The sequence below is a fragment of the Enterobacter sp. E1 genome (assembly GCF_016809815.1).
Lineage (GTDB): Bacteria > Pseudomonadota > Gammaproteobacteria > Enterobacterales > Enterobacteriaceae > Enterobacter > Enterobacter adelaidei.
The window spans coordinates 58350-84740 of sequence record NZ_JAFBJM010000011.1 but is presented as its reverse complement, the minus strand read 5'-3'; the positions used below and the strand labels follow the sequence as shown (position 1 = coordinate 84740).

Annotated in this window: 24 protein-coding genes and 1 pseudogene; 20 read left to right on the top strand and 5 right to left on the bottom strand. The window is 54.4% G+C overall.

Annotated features, from left to right (window positions below; genetic code table 11):
• Positions 1-29: 29 nt before the first annotated feature.
• Complete coding sequence (gene ggt / locus JGF26_RS20155) at positions 30-1772, top strand: gamma-glutamyltransferase (RefSeq protein WP_134708637.1); 1743 nt, start codon at positions 30-32, stop codon at positions 1770-1772.
• A 60-nt stretch (positions 1773-1832) separates the two neighbouring features.
• Here ggt and yhhY read toward each other — a convergent pair whose 3' ends face one another.
• The gene (yhhY, locus tag JGF26_RS20150) at positions 1833-2321 is read right to left on the bottom strand and encodes an N-acetyltransferase (RefSeq protein ID WP_128348327.1); all 489 of its coding nucleotides are present in this window, start codon (positions 2319-2321) and stop codon (positions 1833-1835) included.
• A 254-nt stretch (positions 2322-2575) separates the two neighbouring features.
• On the opposite strand from yhhY, the gene JGF26_RS20145 reads away from it, so the two are divergent.
• The 5 genes from JGF26_RS20145 (at position 2576) to gntU (ending at position 7527) form a co-directional block, all read left to right on the top strand.
• The gene (locus JGF26_RS20145) at positions 2576-3613 is read left to right on the top strand and encodes an oxidoreductase (RefSeq protein WP_134708607.1); all 1038 of its coding nucleotides are present in this window, start codon (positions 2576-2578) and stop codon (positions 3611-3613) included.
• A 123-nt stretch (positions 3614-3736) separates the two neighbouring features.
• Positions 3737-4432, top strand: coding sequence for a pirin family protein (locus JGF26_RS20140; protein WP_028017945.1), 696 nt, complete (start codon positions 3737-3739; stop codon positions 4430-4432).
• Positions 4433-4533: 101 nt separating this feature from the next.
• The gene (gntR, locus tag JGF26_RS20135; protein WP_028017944.1) at positions 4534-5529 is read left to right on the top strand and encodes a gluconate operon transcriptional repressor GntR; all 996 of its coding nucleotides are present in this window, start codon (positions 4534-4536) and stop codon (positions 5527-5529) included.
• Between the two features lie 126 nt (positions 5530-5655).
• Positions 5656-6183: a gluconokinase gene (gene gntK / locus JGF26_RS20130; protein ID WP_008503362.1), complete on the top strand. Its 528-nt coding sequence runs from the start codon at positions 5656-5658 to the stop codon at positions 6181-6183.
• Between the two features lie 3 nt (positions 6184-6186).
• Positions 6187-7527: a gluconate transporter gene (gene gntU / locus JGF26_RS20125; RefSeq protein ID WP_134708608.1), complete on the top strand. Its 1341-nt coding sequence runs from the start codon at positions 6187-6189 to the stop codon at positions 7525-7527.
• Between the two features lie 117 nt (positions 7528-7644).
• Here gntU and plsB read toward each other — a convergent pair whose 3' ends face one another.
• The gene (gene plsB, locus JGF26_RS20120; RefSeq protein WP_108089402.1) at positions 7645-10065 is read right to left on the bottom strand and encodes a glycerol-3-phosphate 1-O-acyltransferase PlsB; all 2421 of its coding nucleotides are present in this window, start codon (positions 10063-10065) and stop codon (positions 7645-7647) included.
• 154 nt (positions 10066-10219) lie between these two features.
• On the opposite strand from plsB, the gene JGF26_RS20115 reads away from it, so the two are divergent.
• The 5 genes and pseudogenes from JGF26_RS20115 (at position 10220) to JGF26_RS20100 (ending at position 13035) form a co-directional block, all read left to right on the top strand.
• Positions 10220-10588 carry a diacylglycerol kinase gene (locus JGF26_RS20115; RefSeq protein ID WP_028017941.1) on the top strand — a complete coding sequence of 123 codons (369 nt, stop codon included), beginning with the start codon at positions 10220-10222 and terminating at the stop codon, positions 10586-10588.
• A 108-nt stretch (positions 10589-10696) separates the two neighbouring features.
• Positions 10697-11305, top strand: a complete 609-nt coding sequence (gene lexA / locus JGF26_RS20110) for a transcriptional repressor LexA (RefSeq protein ID WP_025757830.1) — start codon at positions 10697-10699, stop codon at positions 11303-11305.
• A gap of 63 nt (positions 11306-11368) precedes the next feature.
• The gene (gene dinF, locus JGF26_RS20105; RefSeq protein ID WP_108089403.1) at positions 11369-12706 is read left to right on the top strand and encodes an MATE family efflux transporter DinF; all 1338 of its coding nucleotides are present in this window, start codon (positions 11369-11371) and stop codon (positions 12704-12706) included.
• Positions 12703-12777, top strand: a pseudogene (locus tag JGF26_RS22590) (hypothetical protein); the annotation flags it as partial. The gene dinF and the pseudogene JGF26_RS22590, both read left to right, overlap by 4 nt.
• A gap of 48 nt (positions 12778-12825) precedes the next feature.
• Positions 12826-13035, top strand: coding sequence for a CsbD family protein (locus JGF26_RS20100; protein ID WP_028017939.1), 210 nt, complete (start codon positions 12826-12828; stop codon positions 13033-13035).
• Positions 13036-13101: 66 nt separating this feature from the next.
• Here the strand turns inward: JGF26_RS20100 and zur are convergent, their stop codons facing one another.
• The gene (gene zur, locus JGF26_RS20095) at positions 13102-13614 is read right to left on the bottom strand and encodes a zinc uptake transcriptional repressor Zur (protein WP_028017938.1); all 513 of its coding nucleotides are present in this window, start codon (positions 13612-13614) and stop codon (positions 13102-13104) included.
• 115 nt (positions 13615-13729) lie between these two features.
• On the opposite strand from zur, the gene JGF26_RS20090 reads away from it, so the two are divergent.
• From JGF26_RS20090 to pspG, 4 genes are all read left to right on the top strand, one after another.
• Positions 13730-14218, top strand: a complete 489-nt coding sequence (locus JGF26_RS20090; RefSeq protein ID WP_049007735.1) for a cupin domain-containing protein — start codon at positions 13730-13732, stop codon at positions 14216-14218.
• Positions 14219-14388: 170 nt separating this feature from the next.
• The gene (locus JGF26_RS20085) at positions 14389-15636 is read left to right on the top strand and encodes a conjugal transfer protein TraF (RefSeq protein ID WP_049007734.1); all 1248 of its coding nucleotides are present in this window, start codon (positions 14389-14391) and stop codon (positions 15634-15636) included.
• An 81-nt stretch (positions 15637-15717) separates the two neighbouring features.
• Complete coding sequence (gene dusA, locus JGF26_RS20080) at positions 15718-16713, top strand: tRNA dihydrouridine(20/20a) synthase DusA (RefSeq protein ID WP_028017935.1); 996 nt, start codon at positions 15718-15720, stop codon at positions 16711-16713.
• A gap of 136 nt (positions 16714-16849) precedes the next feature.
• Positions 16850-17092 carry an envelope stress response protein PspG gene (gene pspG, locus JGF26_RS20075; RefSeq protein WP_028017934.1) on the top strand — a complete coding sequence of 81 codons (243 nt, stop codon included), beginning with the start codon at positions 16850-16852 and terminating at the stop codon, positions 17090-17092.
• Positions 17093-17276: 184 nt separating this feature from the next.
• Here pspG and JGF26_RS20070 read toward each other — a convergent pair whose 3' ends face one another.
• Positions 17277-18260, bottom strand: coding sequence for a quinone oxidoreductase (locus JGF26_RS20070; protein ID WP_108089407.1), 984 nt, complete (start codon positions 18258-18260; stop codon positions 17277-17279).
• A gap of 66 nt (positions 18261-18326) precedes the next feature.
• Here JGF26_RS20070 and dnaB point away from each other — a divergent pair, with 66 nt between their 5' ends.
• From dnaB to JGF26_RS20045, 5 genes are all read left to right on the top strand, one after another.
• Positions 18327-19739, top strand: a complete 1413-nt coding sequence (dnaB, locus tag JGF26_RS20065) for a replicative DNA helicase (RefSeq protein ID WP_025757838.1) — start codon at positions 18327-18329, stop codon at positions 19737-19739.
• 16 nt (positions 19740-19755) lie between these two features.
• Positions 19756-20835, top strand: a complete 1080-nt coding sequence (gene alr, locus JGF26_RS20060) for an alanine racemase (protein ID WP_028017932.1) — start codon at positions 19756-19758, stop codon at positions 20833-20835.
• A 119-nt stretch (positions 20836-20954) separates the two neighbouring features.
• Complete coding sequence (gene tyrB / locus JGF26_RS20055) at positions 20955-22148, top strand: aromatic amino acid transaminase (RefSeq protein ID WP_028017931.1); 1194 nt, start codon at positions 20955-20957, stop codon at positions 22146-22148.
• Between the two features lie 174 nt (positions 22149-22322).
• Positions 22323-23036, top strand: a complete 714-nt coding sequence (gene aphA / locus JGF26_RS20050; RefSeq protein WP_028017930.1) for an acid phosphatase AphA — start codon at positions 22323-22325, stop codon at positions 23034-23036.
• 116 nt (positions 23037-23152) lie between these two features.
• Complete coding sequence (locus JGF26_RS20045) at positions 23153-23506, top strand: MmcQ/YjbR family DNA-binding protein (RefSeq protein WP_028017929.1); 354 nt, start codon at positions 23153-23155, stop codon at positions 23504-23506.
• Positions 23507-23509: 3 nt separating this feature from the next.
• On the opposite strand, the gene uvrA is transcribed toward JGF26_RS20045, so the two are convergent.
• The gene (uvrA, locus tag JGF26_RS20040) at positions 23510-26332 is read right to left on the bottom strand and encodes an excinuclease ABC subunit UvrA (protein ID WP_028017928.1); all 2823 of its coding nucleotides are present in this window, start codon (positions 26330-26332) and stop codon (positions 23510-23512) included.
• Between the last annotated feature and the right edge of the window lie 59 nt (positions 26333-26391).

Here is a 26391-nt window from a genome sequence, read left to right as displayed (position 1 = left end):
TGGATCCCTTCACCTGGAGAACAATAATGATGAAACCAACATTTTTACGCTGGGTAGCGATCGCCGCGCTGATGGCAGGCGGCACATTTAGCGTGGCGGCCAACTCGCCAGCGGCACCGCCAGTCTCTTACGGCGTAGAGGAAGATGTTTTCCATCCCGTGCGGGCGACACATGGCATGGTGGCTTCGGTGGATGCGCTGGCAACAAAAGTGGGCGTCGATATTCTCAAGCAGGGCGGTAACGCGGTGGATGCGGCTGTTGCCGTCGGGTACGCGCTGGCGGTGACTCATCCGCAGGCGGGTAACCTGGGGGGCGGGGGCTTTATGATGCTGCGCACCAAAGACGGGAAAACCACGGCTATCGACTTCCGTGAAATGGCTCCCGGCAAGGCTTCCCGTGATATGTTCCTTGACGATCAGGGCAATCCGGACAGCAAAAAATCGCTGACCTCGCATCTCGCGTCCGGCACGCCGGGCACTGTGGCGGGCTTCTCTCTGGCGCTGGAAAAATACGGCACTCTGCCGCTGAACAAAGTCGTGCAGCCTGCCATCAAGCTGGCGCGGGATGGCTTTATTGTGAATGACGCCCTGGCCGACGATCTCAAAACCTACGGTAGTGAAGTCATTCCGAACCATGAAAACAGCAAGGCGATCTTCTGGAAAGACGGTGAGCCGCTGAAGAAGGGCGATAAGCTGGTGCAGAAGAACCTTGCCAAAAGCCTGGAGCTGATTGCGGAGCACGGCCCGGACGCCTTCTACAAAGGCGCGATTGCAGACCAGATTGCTGAAGAGATGCAAAAGAACGGCGGGCTCATCACCAAAGCGGATCTGGCAGAATACAAGGCGGTGGAGCGTGCGCCGATCAGTGGAACCTATCGCGGCTACGAAGTCTTCTCCATGCCACCACCGTCCTCTGGTGGCATTCACATCGTGCAGATCCTCAACATTCTTGAAAACTTCGATATGCACAAATTCGGCTTCGGCAGTGCCGATGCCATGCAGGTGATGGCCGAGGCGGAAAAGCATGCCTACGCTGACCGTTCGGAATATCTCGGCGATCCGGACTTCGTGAAGGTGCCGTGGCAGGCGCTGACCAATAAGGCTTATGCCAAATCGATTGCAGAACAGATCGACATCAACAAGGCTAAGCCGTCGAGTGAGATCCGCCCCGGCAAGCTGGCACCGTACGAAAGCAACCAGACCACCCATTTCTCGGTGGTGGATAAAGACGGTAACGCGGTGGCGGTGACCTATACGCTGAATACCACCTTCGGCACCGGGATTGTGGCGGGCAATAGCGGCATTCTGCTGAATAACGAGATGGATGATTTCTCTGCCAAACCGGGCGTGCCGAACGTCTACGGGCTGGTCGGTGGTGATGCGAATGCGGTGGGGCCGAAGAAGCGTCCATTGTCGTCGATGTCGCCTACCATCGTGGTGAAAGACGGTAAAACCTGGCTGGTGACCGGTAGTCCTGGTGGTAGCCGTATTATCACTACTGTGCTGCAAATGGTCGTGAACAGTATCGACTTTGGGATGAACGTTGCCGAAGCGACCAATGCCCCGCGTTTCCACCATCAGTGGCTGCCGGATGAGCTGCGTGTCGAGAAGGGCTTTAGCCCGGATACGATCAAACTGCTGGAGCAGCGCGGACAGAAGGTGGCGGTGAAAGAGGCGATGGGGAGCACCCAGAGCATTATGGTCGGGCCGGATGGCGCACTGTTTGGGGCATCGGACCCGCGTTCGGTGGATGATTTAACGGCGGGGTATTGATTGTTCCCCTCACCCTAACCCTCTACTCATAGGGGAGAGGGCCGGGGTGAGGGCAACAAACTACTTCATTCTCGCCATATAATATGCATCGACATACTCACCGTTGCGCAGCCCGTAACGTTTGCCGGTGCCTTCAATTTCGAACCCGTGCTTCTTGTAGACCGCAATGGCCGGTTCGTTGTCGACAAACACCGTCAGCTCAATACGATCAACCCGCAGCCAGTTGTCGCACATATCAATCATGGTGCGAAGCAGCGCGCTGGCAACGCCGCGGTTGTGCCACTGCGCCCCTACACAAATACCGAAATCAGCGACGTGGCTGCGGCGCGGCCGCTGTGCGACATCAATCGTGAGATGCCCGACGACAATATCATCAATGCAGGCAACTAACTGCTTAATCCCGGGCTGATCGCTTAGCCGCATCTGCCACATTTCCATAGAAGGATGAGGGACTTGTAGCGTGTTGTGGTACACCTCCGGCTGGGCGTGAATCTGACGAATGGCGTCATAATCTTTCGGTTCAGCGTGGCGTATCACTATCTCACTCATTCCTTCGTCCTCTGTGGGTTAATGTCCTCTTTAACATCAGTGACTTTAAAATTTGAGTCAACCGCTATTTTTTGCAAAAAGTATTGGACAACTGCGAATGAGAATGATTATTATTGTCCTGCGTTCAGGAAGACCGCTACGGGAACCTGAAAGCACGACATTGCTCACATTGCTTCCAGTATTACTTTAGCCAGCTTTTAGCTGGCTTTTTTTTGTTATGGTAGATCTCAGTAACCTTCCAAAAGGACTGAGCCATGACACTACATTGCGCATTTATTGGATTTGGTAAAAGTACGACCCGCTATCACCTTCCGTATGTCCTTCACCGTAAAGATTCCTGGCATGTGGCCCATATCTACCGCCGCCGCGCGAAGCCAGAGGAGCAGTCTCCGCAGTATTCCCACATCCATTTCACCAGCGATCTGGACGAAATCCTTAACGATCCGCAGGTGAAACTGGTCGTTGTCTGTACTCATGCTGACAGCCATTTTGACTACGCGAAACGCGCCCTGGAAGCAGGCAAAAACGTGCTGGTGGAAAAACCGTTTACGCCGACCATCGCCGAAGCGAAGGCGTTGTTCGCACTGGCGAAAAGCAAAGGGCTGACCGTTACGCCATATCAAAACCGTCGCTTTGACAGCTGTTTCCTGACGGCGAAAAAAGCGATTGAGAGCGGTAAGCTCGGTGACATCGTCGAGATTGAAAGTCATTTTGACTACTATCGCCCGGTGGCAGAAACCCAACCTGGTCTGCCTCAGGATGGCGCGTTCTATGGGCTGGGCGTACACACCTTGGATCAGGTCATCTCCCTGTTTGGCCGTCCGGACCACGTGGCATATGACATCCGCAGCTTGCGTAACAAAGCCAACCCGGACGACACGTTTGAAGCGCAGCTGTTCTACGGCGACCTGAAAGCCATTGTCAAAACCAGCCATCTGGTGAAAATCGACTATCCGAAATTTATCGTTCACGGTACGAAAGGCTCGTTTATCAAATACGGTATTGACCAGCAGGAGACCAGCCTGAAGGCCAATATCATGCCAGGTGAACCGGGCTTTGCGGCGGATGATTCGGTTGGCGTGCTGGAATATGTGAAGGCGGATGGCACGACAGCCAGAGAAGAGCTGAAGCCCGAGGTGGGTGATTATGGCCGCGTGTACGATGCACTGTTTGCGACTATCAATAGCGGCGCGGCGAATTACGTCAAGGAATCTGACGTTCTGACTAACCTTGAAATCCTTGAACGGGGCTTTGAACAGGCTTCTCCTGCCACGGTAACCCTCGCGAAATAAGCAAAAATGGCTCCTCTGCACTTGTTCGTAATTTTTGAACAGAGGAGTCAATTTTCACCCTCTATGATCCCAGGCTATTTGCGTCCACACTTACTCCATCGAAACGAACTGAGGGTGAAAACAATGATCTACTTACGCAAAGCAAACGAACGTGGTCACGCGAATCATGGCTGGCTGGACTCATGGCATTCATTCTCGTTTGCCGACTACTACGACCCGAACTTCATGGGCTTCTCCGCACTGCGCGTGATTAACGACGACGTGATTGATGCAGGACAGGGCTTCGGCACTCACCCGCACAAAGACATGGAAATTCTGACCTATGTACTGGAAGGCGCGGTTGAACACCAGGACAGCATGGGCAACAAAGAGCAGGTTCCTGCGGGCGAATTCCAGATTATGAGCGCGGGTACCGGGGTGCGTCACTCTGAGTACAACCCGAGCAAAACGGAAAAACTGCACCTGTATCAAATCTGGATTATTCCAGAAGAAACCGGCATCACGCCACGCTATGAGCAGCGCCGCTTCGACGCGAAACAGGGTAAACAGCTGGTGCTGTCCCCGGATGCGCGAGAAGGCTCCCTGAAAGTGCATCAGGATATGGAACTGTATCGCTGGGCGCTGGCGAAAGACGAACAGTCTGTTCATCAGATTGCGGCTAACCGCCGCATCTGGATCCAGGTGGTGAAAGGTGAAGTCACCATCAACGGTACTAAAGCAACAACGGCTGATGGCCTGGCCATCTGGGACGAGCAGGCGATCTCCGTACACGCTGACAGCGAGAGTGAAATTCTGCTGTTTGACCTGCCTCCGGTGTAATAAATCATAAATAAATGCCCAACCTTCCCTCTGACAGGGGAAGGTTGGGCTTTGTCCGTGATAAACTGAGCAAATCTCTCACTTCAAGATTTCTCAGGACGATGAAAAAGAAACGCCCCGTACTTCAGGATGTCGCCGACCGCGTTGGTGTGACCAAAATGACGGTCAGCCGCTTTTTACGTAACCCGGAGCAGGTTTCCGTGGCGCTGCGTGGCAAGATTGCCGCGGCTCTTGATGAACTGGGTTATATCCCTAACCGCGCACCCGATATTCTCTCCAATGCGACCAGTCGTGCGGTGGGCGTCCTGCTTCCCTCTTTAACCAACCAGGTTTTCGCCGAAGTGCTGCGCGGAATTGAAAGTGTGACCGATGCGTTTGGTTATCAGACCATGCTTGCGCACTACGGGTACAAGCCGGAGCTGGAAGAGGAACGTCTTGAGTCCATGCTTTCCTGGAACATCGACGGCCTGATCTTAACGGAACGTACCCACACGCCGCGCACGCTGAAGATGATCGAAGTGGCGGGCATTCCGGTGGTGGAGCTGATGGACAGCCAGTCCCCATGCCTCGATATCGCCGTGGGTTTTGATAACTTCGAAGCGGCACGTCAGATGACGGCGGCGATTATCGCGCGCGGTCATCGTCACATCGCCTATCTGGGAGCGCGTCTTGATGAACGTACTATCATCAAACAGAAGGGATACGAGCAGGCGATGCTCGACGCGAACTTAATCCCGTACAGCGTGATGGTGGAGCAGTCCTCTTCCTATACGTCGGGTATTGAGCTGATGCGTCAGGCGCGGCGTGAGTATCCGCAACTGGACGGTATTTTCTGTACCAACGATGACCTTGCTGTCGGTGCAGCGTTCGAATGTCAGCGTCTGGGACTTTCCATCCCGCGTGATATGGCGATTGCCGGTTTCCACGGCCACGATATCGGCCAGGTCATGGAGCCTCGTCTGGCGAGCGTTCTGACACCGCGTGAACGTATGGGGCGTATTGGCGCAGAACGCCTGCTGGCGCGCATTCGTGGCGAGACGGTTACCCCTAAAATGTTAGATTTAGGTTTCACCTTGTCACCGGGTGGATCTATTTGAGCTGACAAATTTGAGCTAGCTCACACTTATTCACTTCTCGCACGTTTGGATATTGCTTCTCTTTTGCCCTGGCAGGACAATGTTACCGATAACTGTTACCCGTAACAATTGACTGAGGGACACCCTTTGAGCACGACTAATCATGATCACCACGTCTACGTCCTGATGGGCGTTTCCGGTAGCGGGAAATCAGCCGTGGCCAGCGAAGTGGCGCATCAACTCCAGGCTGCGTTTCTTGATGGTGACTTCCTCCATCCGCGCAGCAATATCATGAAAATGGCCTCCGGCGAGCCGCTGAACGACGACGACCGCAAACCGTGGTTGCAGGCGCTGAATGACGCCGCGTTCGCGATGCAGCGCACCAACAAAGTTTCCCTTATCGTTTGCTCCGCGCTGAAGAAAACCTACCGTGACCTGCTGCGTGACGGCAACCCGAACCTCTCTTTCATCTACCTGAAAGGGGATTTTGAGGTGATTGAAAGCCGTCTGAAGGCGCGCAAAGGTCACTTCTTCAAGACTCAGATGCTGGTGACGCAGTTCGAAGCGCTGCAGGAACCGGGTGAAGATGAGAAAGATGTCTTAGTGGTTGATATCGATCAGTCACTGGAAGGTGTTGTTGCCAGCACCATCGAGGTCATTAATAAAAGGCAGTAAGTTTTGAGTACATTAACGCTTGTTTTGACAGCAGTGGGTTCCGTGTTGCTGCTGCTGTTTTTAGTGATGAAGGCGCGTATGCACGCTTTCGTTGCTTTGATGGTGGTTTCTATTGGTGCAGGTCTCTTTTCCGGGATGCCGCTCGACAAAATCGCAGCGACCATGGAAAAAGGGATGGGCGGTACGCTGGGCTTCCTGGCGATTGTCGTCGCGCTTGGGGCGATGTTTGGCAAGATTTTACATGAGACAGGCGCTGTTGATCAGATAGCCGTCAAGATGCTGAAATCCTTCGGACATAACCGTGCGCATTATGCGATTGGCCTGGCCGGTCTGATTTGTGCCCTGCCGCTGTTCTTTGAAGTGGCGGTTGTGTTGCTGATTAGCGTGGCGTTCTCTATGGCGCGTCACACCGGGACTAACCTCGTGAAGCTGGTTATCCCACTGTTTGCGGGCGTGGCAGCGGCAGCGGCGTTCCTGCTGCCCGGGCCAGCGCCGATGCTGCTGGCATCTCAGATGCACGCTGATTTCGGCTGGATGATCCTGATTGGTCTGTGTGCGGCGATCCCGGGGATGATTATTGCCGGTCCGCTGTGGGGCAACTTCATCAGCCGTTACGTTGAACTGCACATTCCGGATGACATCACCGAGCCGCACCTCGGCGAAGGTAAAATGCCATCCTTCGGCTTCAGTCTGTCACTGATCCTGCTCCCGCTGGTGCTCGTTGGGCTGAAAACCATTGCCGCGCGCTTTGTGCCGGTAGGTTCCAGCGCGTACGAATGGTTTGAGTTTATTGGCCATCCGTTCACGGCGATCCTGGTGGCGTGTCTGGTGGCGATTTATGGCCTGGCGATGCGTCAGGGGATGCCGAAAGACAAAGTAATGGAAATCTGCGGTCATGCGCTGCAACCTGCGGGCATTATTCTGCTGGTGATCGGTGCGGGTGGGGTGTTCAAGCAGGTACTGGTGGATTCCGGCGTGGGTCCCGCTCTGGGTGAAGCGCTGACCGGAATGGGCTTGCCGATAGCCGTGACCTGCTTCGTGCTGGCGGCTGCAGTGCGTATCATTCAGGGTTCTGCGACCGTCGCGTGTTTAACCACCGTGGGTCTGGTGATGCCAGTGATTGAACAGCTGCATTACTCAGGCGCGCAAATGGCTGCGCTGTCTATCTGTATTGCAGGTGGGTCTATCGTGGTTTCTCACGTGAATGACGCAGGCTTCTGGCTGTTCGGTAAATTTACCGGTGCCACCGAGGCGCAGACGCTGAAAACCTGGACGCTGATGGAAACCATCCTCGGTACGACAGGCGCAATTGTCGGGATGATTGCCTTTACGCTGCTGAGTTAAATGCGGTGATTTGGCAAGGCTAAAAATAAGGCCCGGTAGCGTTAGCGCTTACCGGGCCTTCATCATTCTGCGAATGACAGGCCGGGAAGAGTGAAAACTCCGCCCGGCTTTTTATTATCACTCGCCCTGCGTTGAACTCTCAATCGTCAGACGCACATCAGACGTAATCAGTTCAGCCAGCATCTGGTAGACCTTCAGCGTCTCTTCCGGTTCGGCATCGCCCGTATCACTGATAAAGCCTTCATCACGCAGCGTCAGAACCAGTGAACTGAAGACCGCTTTGTCGAAGAATTCAGGAGCGTTAATACCGTGCAGAACGGACAGGCGCTGTGCCAGCGTCCGGCTCTCTTTCTCCAGCGTTCCACGGTTGATAGACGGGTTCGCACTGAGCAACCAGAATGTAATGGCATAACGCTGCAGCGTTTCACGCGCACCGGCCGCCAGCAGTTGCAGGGTACGGGAACGTGACGGATTGATATGCAGCTCGTCGTTCACAACAGTGATCAGCCCCTGACGACGCAGTTCTTCCGTCAGTTTATCCAGCTCGCCAGCCAGTTCATCCTTGCTCCAGCGCAGGAACAGCTCCGCTTTCAGCATCGGGTAGAGCGTGTCAACGTGACGCAATAGCTCCTGGCGTGAAATGCGACGATGCTGGGTGATGATAGCTGCCATGAGTGACGGCAGCATCAGCATATGGGCGATATTGTTGCGATAGTACGTCATCAGTACGGCCTGCTCGCGCGGCAGAATGATGATGTCGCCGATCGTGTCCTTTTCGACTTCGAACTTGTTCATCTGCAAAGCGTGATCGATAAGCTCACTGGCGCTCGCAGAAGGTACCGTCGAATCAACCGAGTACGGGACGTTGCGCATCATATCGAGATAACAATCGAGCTGCTCTGTCAGCTGTTCGCGAGTCAGTGAGCGCTGGCGAGACGCCAGAAGCGCCGTACAACACAGGTTCATAGCGTTAGCCGCACCAGCATTGTTAATGCGCACCATCAGTTCAGACGCGATGCCGTTGACCGTTGGCGTCAGCCAGGCCGGACGAACCGCTTCGATAGGGTCGATAGACTCGCGCCACTCCGGAACGTGATGGTTCAGATACGTCATCAGCGGCATCGGCTCGCCAAAGTTCACGTAGCCCTGTCCGAGATTACGTAGCTTGCTCAAACCGCGCAGCATTTGCGGCAGGCTCTCTTTCTCTTTAGTCGCGCCACGCAGCTCTTTAGCGTAAGTCCCCACCTCCATTACGTGCTCGTAGCCGATGTAGATTGGCACCAGCGTGATTGGACGAGTTCCTCCGCGCAGCATGGCCTGAATGGTCATGGACAGCGTGCCGGTCTTCGGATCGAGCAGACGGCCGGTACGGGAGCGACCACCTTCCACAAAGTACTCAACGGAATATCCGCGGCTGAACAACTCACCCAGATACTCGCGGAACACCGTGGAGTAGAGCTTATTGCCCTTGAAGGTACGGCGAATAAAGAAGGCGCCCAGTCGACGGAAAATCGGGCCAGCTGGCCAGAAATTCAGGTTAATACCGGCCGCGATATGCGGCGGTACCAGCCCCTGGTGATAAAGCACATAGGAGAGAAGCAGGTAGTCCATGTGGCTGCGGTGGCAGGGGACATAGACAATTTCATGGCCATCATGCGCCAGTTGGCGTACACGCTCAGCGTTATGGACGTTGATGCCCTGATAGAGACGGTTCCAGGTAAAGCTGAGAATACGATCGGACAGACGAATCATCTCGTAAGAGAAGTTCGCTGCAATCTCTTCCATCAGTGCAATGGCGTTCTGCTGGGCTTTCTCATGTGAAATCTTCTTGCTGCGTGCTTCGTCTTCGACGGCACGGGCAATCGCTTTGGAGGCCAACAGCTTGTTGAACAGATCCTGACGCGCCGGTAGACGCGGCCCAACGGCAGCGAGGCGCTGACGGGCGAAGTGCATACGCGCTACGCGCGCCAGTTTTTGCGCGATGATCTTATCGGTGCCATGCTCGTCCGCCATTCGACGCAGCGAAACGGAAGGGGAGAAACGCACAAAGCTGTCGCGTCCCAGCCAGGAGACCGCGAAGAACTTCTGGATGCCGTTAAGCATGCGCAGCGGTGGATTCTCTTCACCTTTTTCACGACCCGGGCGACGACCAAACATCACCGATACTGGCACCATCTGCACATCCAGATCAGGATTGCTGCGGTGCAGGTCGAGATAGTCATGGAACAGCTTGATGGACTCTTCTTTTGGCGTGTAATAGGTAAACACGCGCGGTCCACCGTGAATGAACACGTAGCGCGGCAGCAGAGTACCGTCAACTTCTAACGGTTCAAGCGGGTCAGGTAAGTCATGCGCCAGGCACTGGGCGCGAAGCGTCAGTAAGTCTGCCTTCGAGTTATAAGGCAAAACGTACATAATGGGGCGCGACGTATCGAGCCCCAATTCCAGCGCGGGTTCTGCTGGGATAGACTTGCTTTTTACCAGGATGCTTAATGGTAAATTAAGTAATTTGTAGTAAATTCGTGGCCAGCCGGACATAAACGATGTAAAGCCTCTGGTTAATAATGCAATTGCGGCGCAAGGATAACAGAAAGCGCGCAAAATTTCTGTTGTTACCCGTCATACTTCAGGCGGCAGCGAAACGCGCTGCCACTCTAGTTACTGACGCTATTTCCAATAAAAGGTTCTTTTAATGGCCAATAATACCACTGGGTTAACCCGAATCATCAAAGCCGCCGGCTATTCCTGGAAAGGTTTCCGTGCCGCGTGGATCAATGAAGCCGCCTTTCGCCAGGAGGGCGTCGCCGCTATCATCGCGGTGATTATCGCCTGCTTCCTTGATATTGATGCAATAACACGCGTTCTTCTGATCGGCTCCGTACTGTTGGTGATGATAGTGGAAATTCTCAATAGCGCTATTGAGGCTGTTGTTGACCGGATTGGCTCAGATTTCCACGAGCTCTCTGGCCGGGCAAAAGACATGGGTTCCGCTGCCGTGTTGCTGGCGATTATTACTGCGGTCATTACCTGGGTCACGCTGCTTTGGTCACATTTCCGATGAGCCTCGAGGAATAATTAAGTCCCTGGTTTTTTGTGCAGTTTTTGGTTCCAAAATCACCTTTGACTGTATATACTCACAGCATAACTGTATATACACCCAGGGGGCGGAATGAAAGCGTTAACGACCAGGCAGCAAGAGGTGTTTGATCTCATCCGGGATCATATCGGCCAGACGGGTATGCCACCCACGCGTGCGGAAATCGCTCAGCGTCTGGGCTTCCGTTCTCCGAATGCTGCCGAAGAACACCTGAAAGCGCTGGCGCGTAAGGGCGTGATTGAGATTGTTTCGGGCGCGTCACGCGGTATCCGCCTGCTGGTGGAAGAAGAGACGGGCATTCCGCTGGTGGGGCGTGTTGCTGCCGGTGAGCCTTTACTGGCACAGCAGCATATTGAAGGCCACTACCAGGTCGATCCGGGGATGTTTAAACCGAGCGCTGATTTCCTGCTGCGCGTAAGCGGCATGTCGATGAAAGACATCGGTATTCTTGACGGTGATCTGCTTGCGGTTCACAAAACGCAGGATGTGCGAAACGGCCAGGTTGTGGTCGCGCGTATTGATGACGAAGTGACCGTTAAGCGTCTGAAAAAACAGGGTAATACCGTACAGCTGCTGCCTGAAAACAGCGAATTCTCCCCGATTGTGGTGGATCTTCGCGAACAGAACTTCTCTATCGAAGGGCTGGCAGTAGGGGTGATTCGCAACGGCGAATGGCTGTAATCTCTTCCTGACAGGCTACGGCGTTGCTGTAGCCTGCTTCCTTTACCTCTCCCGGTATTTTTCATGTCACTGCTGACGGCATCAGATAAGGCATTGTGGCGTCTTGCACTGCCGATGATTTTCTCCAATATTACCGTGCCCTTGCTGGGTCTGGTCGATACTGCTGTTATTGGTCATCTGGATTCACCTGTTTATCTTGGCGGCGTGGCGATTGGCGCGACGGCAACCAGCTTCCTGTTTATGCTGCTGCTCTTTTTGCGCATGAGTACTACCGGGCTCACGGCACAGGCGTATGGTGCCAGAGATCCTCTGCGTCTGGCCCGCGCGCTGGTGCAGCCGCTCATTCTGGCGCTTGGTGCGGGGGCATTAATCGTTGTATTGCGCTCGCCCCTGATTGACCTCGCGCTTCACATCGTTGGCGGTAACGAGGCGGTGCTGGAGCAGGCGAGACGTTTCCTTGAAATCCGCTGGCTCAGTGCGCCGGCATCGCTGGCTAACCTGGTTCTGCTGGGATGGTTACTGGGCGTGCAGTATGCCCGCGCGCCCGTCATTTTGCTGGTGGTGGGAAACCTTCTCAACATTGTGCTTGATGTCTGGCTGGTAATGGGTCTGCATATGAACGTGCAGGGGGCTGCACTGGCGACGGCAATTGCCGAATACGGGACTTTTATCATCGGTCTGTGGATGGTCTGGCGCGTGCTGGCGATGCGCGGGATCTCTCTTGCGCTACTCAAAACCGCATGGCGCGGCAATATCCGTAAGCTGCTGGCACTCAACCGTGACATCATGCTGCGCTCACTTCTCCTTCAGCTCTGTTTTGGCGCGCTGACGGTTTTCGGGGCTCGGCTGGGGCCAGACATCGTCGCGGTCAATGCCGTATTGATGACGCTGCTGACCTTTACCGCCTACGCGCTGGACGGTTTTGCCTATGCTGTGGAAGCACATTCCGGGCAGGCGTACGGCGCGCGCGAAAGCGGGCAGCTTCAGGATGTCTGGCGGGCAGCCTGTCGTCAGTCAGGGCTGGTGGCACTGGCATTTGCGCTGGTTTATGCCGTTTTTGGCGAGCAGATCATTGCATTACTCACCTCACTTCCCACACTGCGTGAACTGGCGAGCCACTATCTCATCTGGCAGGTGATCTTACCGGTGGTCGGTGTCTGGTGTTATCTGCTGGACGGCATGTTCATTGGGGCTACGCGCGGAGCCGAAATGCGTAACAGTATGGCGGTGGCAGCAGCAGGGTTTGGTCTGACGCTGCTGACGCTCCCCTGGCTTGGCAATCACGGTTTGTGGCTGGCGTTGGCCGTTTTCCTCTCGTTGCGGGGCCTGTCTCTGGCCTTTATCTGGCGCCGTCACTGGCGAAATAATACCTGGTTTCCTTCCCATCACGATATATCGTGACGGTTAAAGATTCCGAATATCAAAATAGATGCAGAATCCTTAACTACAATTATTATCACGTCCAGCAGAAAAGAACGTAACGGACGTTACGACCCGACGCTTAACAAGAGGACACGATGATGAATAAAGACGAAATCAGCGGCAACTGGAAGCAGTTCAAAGGTAAAGCGAAAGAGCAGTGGGGGAAGCTGACAGATGACGATATGACCGTCATTGAAGGTAAACGCGATCAGCTTGTCGGTAAAATCCAGGAACGCTACGGCTACGCAAAAGACCAGGCGGAAAAGGAAGTTGGCGACTGGGAAAAACGCAACGACTACCGCTGGTAACCGGGTTATACCCGAAAGTACAAGGAAGTACACCTTTAGGGCGGCCATGAGCCGCCTTTTTCATTGCTAGCGAGGTTTTTTCTTCACAACGATTGTGTGGTCGTGCTGGCACTTATCGTGATGGCTGCATGATTCCACCTCGACACAGGCAGAGCACAGCCCATGTGCTTCAATAACATTATGACGCAAGGCAAAGCCCATTTTGGCCGCCAGCGTATGCATAATGTCTTCAACACCTTCAGCCCCTTCTTCTTTTACCACGCCGCAGCGGTCGCAGATAAACATGGCTGATGTATGGGTTGGCTGGTCAAACAGGTGGCACAGCACATAGCTGTTTGTGGATTCAACCTTATGCACGAACCCTTGTTCCAGCAGAAAATCGAGCGCGCGATACACCGTAGGCGGTTTGGCCTGCGGCTCGCTTTCGCGGAGCAGGTCGAGCAGATCGTACGCGCTGATGGCTCCCTGTTGCAGGCTCATCAGGCGTAATACCTCAAGGCGCTGCGGAGTCAGGCGCACATTGCGTTGCGCGCAGAGCTTTTCGGCCTGCGCTAACAGCTCTTTTGTGGACTTATCCATTTAGCACCCCGGATGTTATAGGACGGAAAACCCTCACTTTATCATGTTCTGGTAAAAACACCGAGATCCGCCTGTCTGTGCTATACCTGACGCATTGCAAACCGGGAAACGAACAATGAAAAGACCTGACTGTATTCGACACTGGCGCGACGTGGAAGGCGCTGATAACTCAACCTATCCCGACAGCGACGAGCGTTTTTCCATCGGTGCGCCGCTGGCTCGCAAGCTCGGGCTAGGGCGTATTGGTATCCATCATGAGCGTTTACCCCCCGGACGTCGGACATCCTATCCTCATGCGGAAAGCGACGAAGAAGAGTTCATTTACGTGCTTGAAGGGTATCCTGAAGCCTGGATTAATGGCTATTTGTGGAAACTTGAACCCGGCGATAGCGTAGGGTTTCCCGCCGGAACCGGCGTCTGCCACACCTTTATCAACAACACGGACGAAGAGGTTCGACTCCTGGTAGTTGGCGAAGCCAACAAGAAGCACAACCGCATCTACTATCCGCTCAACCCAGTGTATGCCGCCACGCGAGAAGATCGCTGGGTCGATCACCCGCCCCAGTTTTTTGGGCCACATGATGGAAAACCTGGGAAAAAATAATTTCCTCTTCTATAAATATTGAGGACCGTCACAAATTACAACAGGTCTGGTTAGAATTTAACTTAGGGAAATAGCGGGTCTTTTTGTACTTATTCACAGCAATAGTTCGTACCTGTTTGGGTGATAACAGACAGGGGTTATTTCATAACAGACTATAAGACGAGCATACTGTGAAAAAACATTTTAAATTTTCGGTGGTTAGCATCGCCGTCTCCATGTTTATGGCAAATCAGGCCGGAGCAGCCAATACCTGGACAGAAGCACGTAGCGATGCGATGGGAGGAACTGGGGTCGCGGCTGGGAGCTATGGCAGCGGGGTGTTAATCAACCCGGCGTTGCTTGCAAAGGCGAAACCTGACGATGGTATCACGGTGATCCTGCCCTCTATCGGTGCGCAAATTTCAGATAAAGACAACCTGCGCGATAAGATTGATGACATCAGTGATGATGTCAGCGCCTATCGCAGTACCCTGGATAATATCAATCTTATCGATCTCCTTAATCCTTCCAGTGCTGCATCGCGGCAGGTCTCTGCCGCCGCAGGCGACCTTGCCGATCAACTGGATTCACTGAAAGGGAAAACCGCCAGCGGTAAAGCGGGAGGTGGGATCGCTGTAAGTATTCCTAATGACGTGCTCTCAGTGGCTTTCGTGGCCAAAGCCAATGCGCGTGCTCGCGTGAGTTCTTACATCGATCAGGGCGATATCGACAAATTGCGCGCGGTGGAAGCTGTTCCGGCGGCCGTATTTGGGGTTGACCCGAATGATTTGAAATCAAAGGGTTTTGGTCGTGCGGCAATCGTTTCAGACTATGGCGTTGCAGTGGCGCGTCAGTTTGATATCAGCGGCGTGCCTGTTTCCGTGGGTATCACTCCTAAGCTGCAACAGACCTGGCTCTACAACTATACGGTCTCGATCTACAACTTTGACAGTGGCGATATCAACAGCAGTCGCTATCGCAACGACGATACTGGGTTTAACGTTGATGCCGGCCTTGCTGCTGATTTCGGTGAAAACTGGACGGTGGGTTTGACCGGTAAAAACCTGTTCTCGCGTGATATCGACACCAAAGAGGTGGATGGCGTGCGCGATACTTACCAAATCAGCCCTGTCGTTACGGCGGGTGCGGCCTGGCATACCGATCTCCTGACGCTGACGGCGGATGGTGACCTGACCGAAACCAAAGGTTTTAAAAGCGAAGAGAACTCCCAATATGTTGGCGTGGGTGCGGAAGTGACGCCATTGAGCTGGCTGGCGGTTCGTGCAGGTTATCGTGCTGATGTGAAAGACAATGACAGCAATGTCTTTACCGCAGGTGTGGGGTTTGCACCGCTTAACACGGTTCATATCGACCTGATGGGTCTGTATGGTGAAGACGAAACCTGGGGCGCGGGGGCGCAACTGAGCATGACGTTCTAAAGTCCACCGGAGGCGCTGCGCCTCCGGCTTTTCTTTGTGCTATAGTAGCGCCCCTTTTCACCAGATGCTTAAAACTTCGCCATGTCGTCAGAATTACAGACTGCTTTCCCTGCACACCGTTTCTCCATTGCGCCAATGCTCGACTGGACGGACAGACACTGCCGCTACTTCCTGCGTCAGCTCTCCCGCCATACGCTGCTGTACACCGAAATGGTGACCACCGGTGCGATTATTCACGGTAAAGGAGACTATCTGGCTTACAGCGAAGAGGAGCACCCGGTTGCCCTGCAGCTTGGTGGTAGCGATCCGGCCGCGCTGGCGCAGTGTGCGAAGCTTGCAGAAGCGCGTGGCTACGACGAGATCAACCTCAACGTTGGCTGCCCGTCTGACCGCGTGCAAAACGGTATGTTTGGCGCGTGCCTGATGGGGAACGCACAGCTGGTGGCGGACTGCATTAAGGCGATGCGCGATGTCGTCTCCATTCCGGTCACGGTCAAAACCCGTATCGGCATTGACGACCAGGACAGCTACGAATTCCTGTGCGACTTTATCAATACGGTATCCGGGAAGGGTGAGTGCGAGATGTTTATCATCCACGCGCGAAAAGCCTGGCTCTCTGGCCTCAGCCCGAAAGAGAACCGTGAGATCCCGCCGCTGGACTACCCGCGCGTGTATCAGCTGAAGCGTGACTTCCCGCACCTGACGATGTCAATCAACGGTGGCATCAAGTCGCTGGAAGAGGCCAAAGCGCATCTGGAACATATGGATGGCGTGATGGTCGGGCGCGAGGCGTATCAGAACCCGGGCATTCTGGCGACGGTCGATCGCGAAATCTACGGTGTAGAAGGCGCAGATACCGATCCGGTTGCGGTGGTTCGTGCCATGTATCCGTACATCGAACGCGAGCTGAGCAACGGCACATATCTTGGCCATATCACCCGCCACATGCTTGGCCTTTTCCAGGGTATTCCGGGAGCGCGTCAGTGGCGACGTTACCTGAGCGAGAACGCGCATAAAGCCGGTGCCGACATCGAGGTGCTGGAACATGCGCTGAGACTGGTGGCTGATAAGCGATAAATTTCGCTAAAAGATGGTCAAATTCACCACGCCCTGCAAATCTTTGCGGGGCGTTTTGCTTTAAGAACAATGAGTTAGTTTTGGCATGCTTTTTGTAATGGTTACTGCATTACTCAGGAGCGTGTGGGAGAAAAACATGCTGGAACTACTTTTTGTGATTGGCTTTTTCGTCATGCTATTAGCCACAGGCGTTTCGCTGCTCGGCATTCTGGCCGCTATCGTTGTCGCCACGGTGGTGATGTTTATCGGCGGATTATTTGCCCTGACGATCAAGCTGTTGCCGTGGCTACTGCTGGCTATTGTGGTGGTGTGGGTGATACGGGCGATTAAAACGCCAAAAGTGTCCACTTATCAGCGCAATAACCGCTTTCGTTACTAAGGTATTGAGGGGTTCGTCACATACTTGTAACTTTTCTGGTGGCATTGCTTAGAACAGAATAGGATTTACTTATCGAATCTGTCACTATGACTGCCGCTAAAGAATTCATCGAGCTGTACCCTACATACAGCCGAACTAAAAAAAGAAAGGGCTTCCTCAGGGAAGCCCAATTTCTTTTCTGGATTCAGGGAATTAACAGACTTGAACCCTCCGTCACCCTGCTCTCAAGTACCTCATGCGCGCGCTGTGCATCGGCAAGCGGATATTTCTGTGCATCTGTCACATCCACTTTAATCACCCCACTGGCGATCAGCGAGAACAGCTCGTTACTGGCTTCCTCAAGCTCTTCCCGGTTAGTGATGTAACCTTGCAGCGAAGGGCGAGTCACATACAGTGAGCCTTTCTGGTTCAGAATACCAAGGTTAACCCCGGTCACAGCGCCTGACGCATTCCCGAAACTCACCATTAGCCCGCGGCGCTGCAGGCAATCGAGAGACGCTTCCCAGGTGTCTTTCCCCACCGAGTCATACACCACCCGCACTTTTTTGCCGTTGGTGATTTCTTTCAGCCGCTCGACGATGTTCTCTTCACGATAGTTAATTACCTGCCAGGCTCCCGCCTGCAATGCGCGCTGCGCTTTTTGCGCGTTGCCCACGGTACCGATCAGTTTCGCCCCCAGCGCTTTTGCCCACTGACACGCGATCAGCCCCACACCACCCGCAGCAGCATGGAACAGGAACTGCTCGTCAGGTTTAATTTCGTAGGTTTTACGCAGCAGGTAATAGACCGTAAGCCCTTTCAGAAATGAGGCTGCAGCTTGCTCAAAGGAGATGGCGTTGGGCAGCAGGGCGGCTTTATCCGCCGGGACGTTGTGGACGGAACTGTATGCCCCCAGAGCAGATTGGGCGTACACCACGCGATCGCCCTCTTTAAGGTGCTTAACGGCGCGGCCAGTTTTGATAACCACTCCTGCCGCTTCGGTACCCAGGCCACTCGGCAGTGATGGAGGCGGGTAGAGGCCTCCGCGAATATAGGTATCAATGTAGTTGATACCTATGGCCTTGTTTTCAACCTGAACTTCGTTTTCGCCTGGTGCTACTGGGGTAAATTCCACCGCTTTCAGCACTTCTGGCCCACCGTGTTTCTGGAATTCAATGCGCGTTGCCATGCTCCCTCCGTAAGAAAAATATGGTAATCTTTCGACCCACTCTTTATCTCGGTAACTCCATTCACTATGGCAGGAAACAAACCCTTCAACAAACAGACTGAACCTCGCGAGCGTGATTACCAGGTCGCAGGCTTAAAAGTCCCGCCGCACTCGATTGAAGCGGAACAGTCGGTGTTGGGCGGTTTAATGCTGGATAACGAACGCTGGGACGACGTCGCTGAGCGCGTGGTGTCTGAGGATTTCTACACCCGACCGCATCGTCATATCTTTACCGAAATGGCGCGTCTGCAGGAGTCGGGTAGCCCGATTGACCTGATCACACTTGCGGAATCGCTGGAGCGACAGGGACAACTGGACAGCGTCGGTGGGTTTGCCTACCTGGCTGAATTATCGAAAAACACGCCAAGTGCGGCGAATATCAGTGCTTACGCGGATATCGTGCGTGAACGTGCTGTAGTTCGTGAGATGATCTCGGTGGCGAATGAGATCGCCGAGGCCGGTTTTGATCCGCAGGGTCGCACCAGTGAAGATCTGCTCGATCTCGCCGAATCCCGGGTCTTTAAAATCGCGGAAAGCCGCGCAAATAAAGATGAAGGCCCGAAAAACATTGCTGATGTGCTCGACGCCACCGTCGCCCGTATCGAACAACTGTTCCAGCAGCCACATGACGGTGTGACCGGTGTGAACACCGGTTATGACGATCTCAATAAGAAAACTGCTGGCCTGCAGCCGTCGGATCTGATTATCGTCGCGGCGCGTCCGTCGATGGGTAAAACGACATTTGCGATGAACCTCGTCGAAAATGCGGCGATGTTGCAGGATAAGCCGGTGCTGATTTTCAGTCTTGAGATGCCCTCCGAGCAGATTATGATGCGTTCCCTGGCGTCACTCTCGCGCGTGGATCAGACCCGCATTCGTACCGGTCAGTTGGACGACGAAGACTGGGCGCGGATCTCCGGCACCATGGGCATTCTGCTGGAAAAACGGAATATCTATATTGATGACTCCTCCGGCCTGACGCCGACGGAAGTCCGCTCCCGTGCGCGTCGTATCGCCCGTGAACACGGCGGTATCGGCCTTATCATGATCGACTACCTTCAGCTGATGCGCGTCCCGTCGCTCTCCGACAACCGTACGCTGGAAATTGCAGAGATTTCCCGCTCACTCAAGGCGTTAGCCAAAGAGCTGCACGTGCCCGTGGTGGCACTCTCACAGCTTAACCGCTCCCTGGAACAACGCGCCGACAAACGCCCGGTCAACTCCGACCTGCGTGAGTCTGGCTCCATCGAGCAGGATGCTGACTTAATCATGTTTATTTACCGTGATGAGGTTTATCACGAGAACAGCGACCTGAAAGGGATCGCCGAAATTATTATAGGTAAGCAACGTAACGGCCCAATCGGTACGGTACGTTTGACCTTTAACGGACAGTGGTCGCGTTTCGACAACTATGCCGGTCCTCAATATGATGATGAGTAATTTCTAAGGAATTCAAATGCAAGCGGCAACAGTAGTCATTAACCGCCGCGCTCTGCGACACAACCTGCAACGTCTGCGTGAACTGGCTCCCGCCAGTAAGCTCGTTGCAGTCGTGAAAGCGAACGCTTACGGACACGGTCTTCTTGAGACCGCGCGAACGCTCCCCGATGCCGACGCCTTTGGCGTCGCCCGTCTTGAAGAAGCCATCCGACTGCGTGCGGGTGGGATCACACAACCCATTTTGCTGCTGGAAGGCTTTTTCGAAGCCACTGATTTGCCTACTATTGCCGATCAGCACCTGCACACCGCCGTTCACAACGAAGAACAGCTGGCTGCGCTGGAAACCGCCGAGTTAAGCGAGCCGGTAACCGTGTGGATGAAGCTCGATACGGGCATGCACCGACTGGGCGTCCGTCCGGAAAACGCACAAGCGTTTTATCAGCGTTTATGCCAGTGCAAAAATGTGCGCCAGCCAGTGAACATCGTCAGTCACTTTGCTCGTGCCGACGAGCCTGAATGTGGTGCGACCGAACAACAGCTCGATATCTTTAATACCTTCTGCGAAGGTAAGCCGGGAATGCGCTCTATTGCCGCGTCTGGCGGTATTTTGCTGTGGCCACAATCCCACTTCGACTGGGCGCGTCCGGGCATTATTCTTTACGGCGTATCGCCGCTGGAGAACAAACCCTGGGGACCGGATTTTGGCTTCCAGCCGGTGATGTCATTGGTGTCTAACCTGATTGCCGTGCGTGAGCACAAAGCGGGTGAACCCGTAGGCTACGGTGGAACCTGGATCAGCGAGCGTGATACCCGGTTGGGCGTTGTGGCGATGGGTTATGGTGACGGCTATCCACGTGCCGCACCGTCGGGTACGCCAGTGTTGGTCAATGGCCGTGAAGTGAAGATTGTTGGTCGCGTGGCGATGGACATGATTTGCGTCGATCTGGGGCCGGAAGCGCAGGAGAAAGCGGGTGACGCAGTGGTGATGTGGGGTGAAGGCTTGCCCGTTGAACGCATTGCTGAAATCACGAAAGTGAGTGCTTACGAACTTATTACACGCCTGACGTCGCGGGTGGCGATGAAGTACATAGATTAACTTATAGCTGGAGTGAGAGTGTTACTCTCACTCCACGTTTATTAACATCCCCTCGATCTTCTGCCATATCCGGTTTATTGTTGAAATCCCTGCCTCATCGAATTCCGGAGAATCATCGCGTGTTTCAGAAAGTTGACGCCTATGCCGGCGACCCCATTCTCTCCTTAATGGAGCGTTTCAAAGAAGATCCTCGCAGCGACAAAGTGAACCTCAGCATCGGTCTGTATTACAACGAGGATGGCATTATTCCTCAATTAAAAGCCGTTGCCGAAGCTGAAGCACGCCTTAACGCTGTACCACATGGCGCATCGCTTTATCTGCCGATGGAAGGGTTAAATACTTACCGTAACACTATCGCGCCGCTGCTGTTTGGTGCCAATCATCCGGTGCTCGCGCAAAAACGTGTCGCCACCATCCAGACGCTTGGCGGATCGGGTGCGCTAAAAGTCGGCGCAGACTTCCTGAAAAAATACTTCCCGGATTCCGGGGTGTGGGTCAGTGATCCTACGTGGGAAAACCACGTGGCTATCTTTGAAGGCGCAGGTTTTAAGGTCGCGACTTATCCATGGTTCGACAGCGAAACCAACGGTGTGCGTGTAGAGGCATTACTGGAAAAACTGCACACCTTGCCGGAGCGCAGTATTGTGCTGCTGCATCCATGTTGCCATAACCCGACCGGCGCGGACCTCACTAATGACCAGTGGGATGCAGTAATTGAGGTACTGAAAGCGCGTAATCTGATCCCGTTCCTCGACATTGCCTATCAGGGCTTTGGCGCAGGCATGGAAGAAGATGCTTACGCCATTCGCGCCGTTGCCAGCGCAGGTCTGCCGGCGCTGGTGAGTAACTCTTTCTCTAAAATCTTCTCTCTGTACGGCGAACGCGTCGGCGGTCTGTCCGTGGTGTGTGAAGATGCCGAAGCCGCCAGCCGCGTGCTGGGTCAGCTGAAGGCGACGGTGCGCCGCATTTACTCCAGCCCGCCAAACTTTGGTGCGCAGGTCGTCGCCACGGTTCTTGGTGATGCGCAACTGAAAGCATCCTGGCTTGCTGAAGTGGAATCAATGCGTACGCGCATTCTGGCGATGCGTCAGGAGCTGGTTAACGTCCTGAAAGAGGCCGTGCCGGGCCATAACTTCGACTATCTGCTCAAGCAGCGCGGGATGTTCAGCTATACCGGCCTGAGTGCCGCTCAGGTCGATCGTCTGCGCGAAGAGTTCGGCGTCTATCTGATTGCCAGCGGCCGTATGTGCGTGGCGGGGCTGAATGCCAGCAATGTTCAGCGCGTGGCGCAGGCCTTTGCCGCTGTAATGTAAGTAAGTGATCACATTCTCTGTTCTTTCAGAAGAGAGAATGTGATCTTTCTTCTTTTTCGCTGATCCATAAGCAAAAACTCCTTTCCTTCGCTTCCCGCTGGGGTTATGGTCGGATAGTTTTTTGACCATTCGCTCAAAATAAAACGATAACAAACTGAATATTCAGGGGAAAACATGCGCAAGATCACACTGGCGCTCAGCGCCGCCTGCTTATTGTTCTCGCTTAATAGCGCAGTCGTTGCGCGAGCTTCCGCACCGACGCCGCTTTACACCGGAACCACCGCCGCCATCCTTGCCGAGCAGGCGCCTGTTCACTGGGTCTCTGTGGCACAAATCGAAAATAGTCTGATGGGGCGTCCGCCAATGGCCGTGGGCTTCGATATTGACGATACCGTCCTGTTCTCAAGCCCTGGTTTCTGGCGCGGTAAGAAAACATATTCACCGGACAGCGAAGACTATCTGAAAAACCCGGAGTTCTGGGAAAAAATGAACAACGGCTGGGATGAGTTCAGTATCCCGAAAGAGGTCGCCCGATCGCTTATTGCCATGCATGTTAAGCGCGGCGACAGCATTTACTTTGTTACCGGACGCAGCCAGACCAAAACCGAAACAGTATCTAAAACCTTGCAGGATGATTTTCTGATCCCTGCCGCTAACATGAATCCGGTCATTTTTGCGGGAGATAAACCCGGTCAGAACAGCAAAACGCAGTGGCTGGAGCAGAAAAATATCAAAGTGTTTTATGGCGATTCTGATAACGATATCACCGCTGCGCATGATGTAGGGGCAAGAGGGATCAGGGTGTTACGCGCCTCTAATTCGACCTATCGACCACTGCCGATGGCCGGGAAATTTGGTGAAGAGGTGATTGTTAATTCTGAATACTGAGGTATGCTGGTTTTTTGTACAAATCACGCCTGCCGGGTTTACCTTTTGTCGTCTTGCTGCACACTTAAAGAGGCAGGAACTCAGGCCGTGTCCAACCCATTTAGAGGGGAGCTAAGATGACAATTTCGGAGATACTCCAGTACTGCATGAGTAAGCCCGGCGCGGAACAAAGCGTCCACAGCGACTGGAAAGCCACGCAGATCAAAGTGGGTGACGTGCTGTTTGCGATGGTGAAAGAGGTTGAAGGCCGTCCGGCGGCTGCACTGAAAACCAGCCCGGAACTGGCTGATTTATTACGCCAGCAGCACCATGACGTCCGACCGAGCCAGCATCTCAACAAGGCTCACTGGAGCACTGTCTACCTCGACGGTTCTCTGCCGGGCTCGCAAATTTACTATCTGGTGGATGCATCGTACAAGCAGGCGGTTGAACTGCTGCCGGAAACGACCCGACAGCAGCTTTCCGTGTGACAATTACAGCAACGGTTTAAGGAAGCGTGCGGTGTGCGAGGCTTCGCACTCTGCAACGGTCTCTGGCGTACCGGAGACGAGGATTTCACCGCCACCGCTACCGCCTTCCGGGCCAAGATCGACAATCCAGTCCGCGGTTTTAATCACGTCCAGGTTGTGTTCAATGACCACAATGGTGTTGCCCTGGTCTCTGAGCTGATGCAGAACGTCCAGCAACTGCTGGATATCGGCAAAGTGCAGGCCGGTGGTTGGCTCATCCAGAATGTAGAGCGTCTGACCGGTGCCGCGTTTCGACAGCTCACGCGCCAGCTTCACGCGCTGCGCTTCACCACCCGAGAGCGTCGTTGCTGACTGTCCGAGACGGATATAGGTCAGCCCCACATCCATTAACGTTTGCAGCTTACGCGCCAGCGCCGGGACGGCATCGAAGAACTCGCGTGCTTCTTCAATGGTCATATCCAGCACTTCATGGATAGTCTTGCCTTTGTACTTAATTTCCAGCGTTTCGCGGTTATAGCGTTTGCCTTTGCACTGGTCGCACGGCACGTAGATATCCGGCAGGAAGTGCATCTCAACTTTGATCACTCCGTCGCCCTGGCACGCTTCACAGCGCCCACCACGCACGTTGAAGCTGAAACGTCCTGGTGTATAGCCGCGTGAACGAGATTCTGGTACGCCAGCAAAGAGTTCACGTACAGGCGTAAAGACGCCAGTATAGGTCGCCGGGTTAGAACGTGGGGTACGGCCAATCGGGCTCTGGTCGATGTCGATAACCTTGTCGAAATGCTCCAGGCCCTGAATATCGCGGTACGGTGCTGGCTCGGCAAGCGTTGCGCCGTTCAGTGCCGTCTGTGCAATCGGGAATAGCGTATCGTTGATAAGCGTTGATTTGCCGGAACCGGACACGCCAGTAATACAGGTAAACAGCCCGACAGGCAGCGTCAGGGTGACGTCTTTCAGGTTGTTGCCGCGTGCACCGGTCAGCTTCAGGACTTTTTCCGGGTTTGCTGCCACGCGCTGTTTCGGCACGTCGATCTTGCGCTTGCCGCTCATGTACTGGCCGGTCAACGATTCAGGTACCGCCATGATATCTTTCAGCGTCCCTTCCGCGACCACCTGGCCGCCATGCACGCCTGCGCCCGGGCCAATGTCGATAACGTGGTCAGCGGCGCGGATCGCGTCTTCGTCGTGCTCAACCACAATTACCGTGTTACCGAGGTTACGCAGGTGGATCAGCGTGCCGAGCAGACGTTCGTTATCACGCTGGTGCAGGCCGATAGACGGCTCATCCAGGACGTACATCACGCCGACTAAACCTGCGCCGATCTGGCTGGCAAGACGGATACGCTGGGCTTCACCGCCGGAGAGCGTTTCAGCGGAGCGTGAAAGCGTCAGGTAGTTCAGGCCGACGTTCACCAGGAATTTCAAACGATCGCCGATCTCTTTCAGCACTTTCTCGGCGATTTTCGCGCGCTGGCCGGAGAGCTTCAGGTTGTTGAAGAAGTCCATCGCGTGGCCGATGCTCATGTCTGAGATGGTCGGCAGCGCCGTATTTTCGACAAAGACGTGGCGCGCTTCGCGACGCAGACGCGTGCCGTCACAGGTGGCGCACGAGCGGTTGCTGATGAATTTCGCCAGTTCTTCGCGTACCGCGCTGGATTCGGTCTCTTTGTAGCGGCGCTCCATGTTGTGCAGCACACCTTCAAACGGGTGGCGACGCACAGAGGTATCACCGCGATCGTTCATGTACTTGAACTCGATGTTCTCTTTGCCGGAACCGAACAGGATCACTTTGTGCACACTCGGGCTCAGGCTGGCCCACGGGGCTTCAACATCGAACTTATAGTGCTCTGCCAGCGATTTCAGCATCTGGAAGTAGTAGAAGTTACGCTTGTCCCAGCCGCGAATGGCCCCGCCTGCCAGGGAGAGTTCCGGGTTCTGGATCACACGATCCGGGTCGAAATACTGCTGAACGCCCAGGCCGTCACACGTCGGGCACGCGCCCGCCGGGTTGTTGAAGGAGAACAGGCGCGGTTCCAGCTCGCGCATGCTGTAGCCGCAAATCGGGCAGGCAAAGTTGGCGGAGAAGAGCAGCTCTTCTGCTTTCGGATCGTCCATGTCGGAGACCACGGCCGTGCCGCCGGAGAGTTCCAGCGCCGTTTCAAAGGATTCCGCCAGACGTGTCGCGAGATCGTCACGCACTTTGAAGCGGTCAATCACCACTTCGATGGTGTGCTTTTTCTGCAGCTCCAGCTTGGGTGGATCTGACAGGTCACACACTTCGCCGTCGATACGGGCGCGGATATAACCCTGGCTTGCGAGGTTTTCCAGCGTTTTGGTGTGTTCGCCTTTACGCTCTTTAATGATGGGTGCCAGCAGCATCAGGCGTTTGCCTTCCGGCTGCGACAGCACGTTATCCACCATCTGGCTCACGGTCTGGGCCGCCAGCGGGACGTCGTGGTCCGGGCAGCGCGGCTCACCCACACGGGCATACAGCAGACGCAGGTAATCGTGAATTTCGGTAATGGTACCGACCGTTGAACGCGGGTTGTGCGAGGTGGACTTCTGCTCAATAGAGATAGCAGGAGACAACCCTTCAATGTGGTCGACATCCGGTTTTTCCATCAACGACAGGAACTGACGCGCGTACGCAGAGAGTGATTCAACGTAACGACGCTGTCCTTCGGCATATAAAGTGTCGAAAGCCAGTGAGGATTTGCCAGACCCCGAAAGCCCGGTCACGACAATCAGCTTGTCGCGAGGGATTATGAGGTTGATATTCTTGAGATTGTGGGTGCGGGCGCCCCGAACTTCGATCTTATCCATTCACCTTTCCCGGTTGGAACACGGATTGCCTGGTTTGTTTGAAGGACAAACGGCTGTCA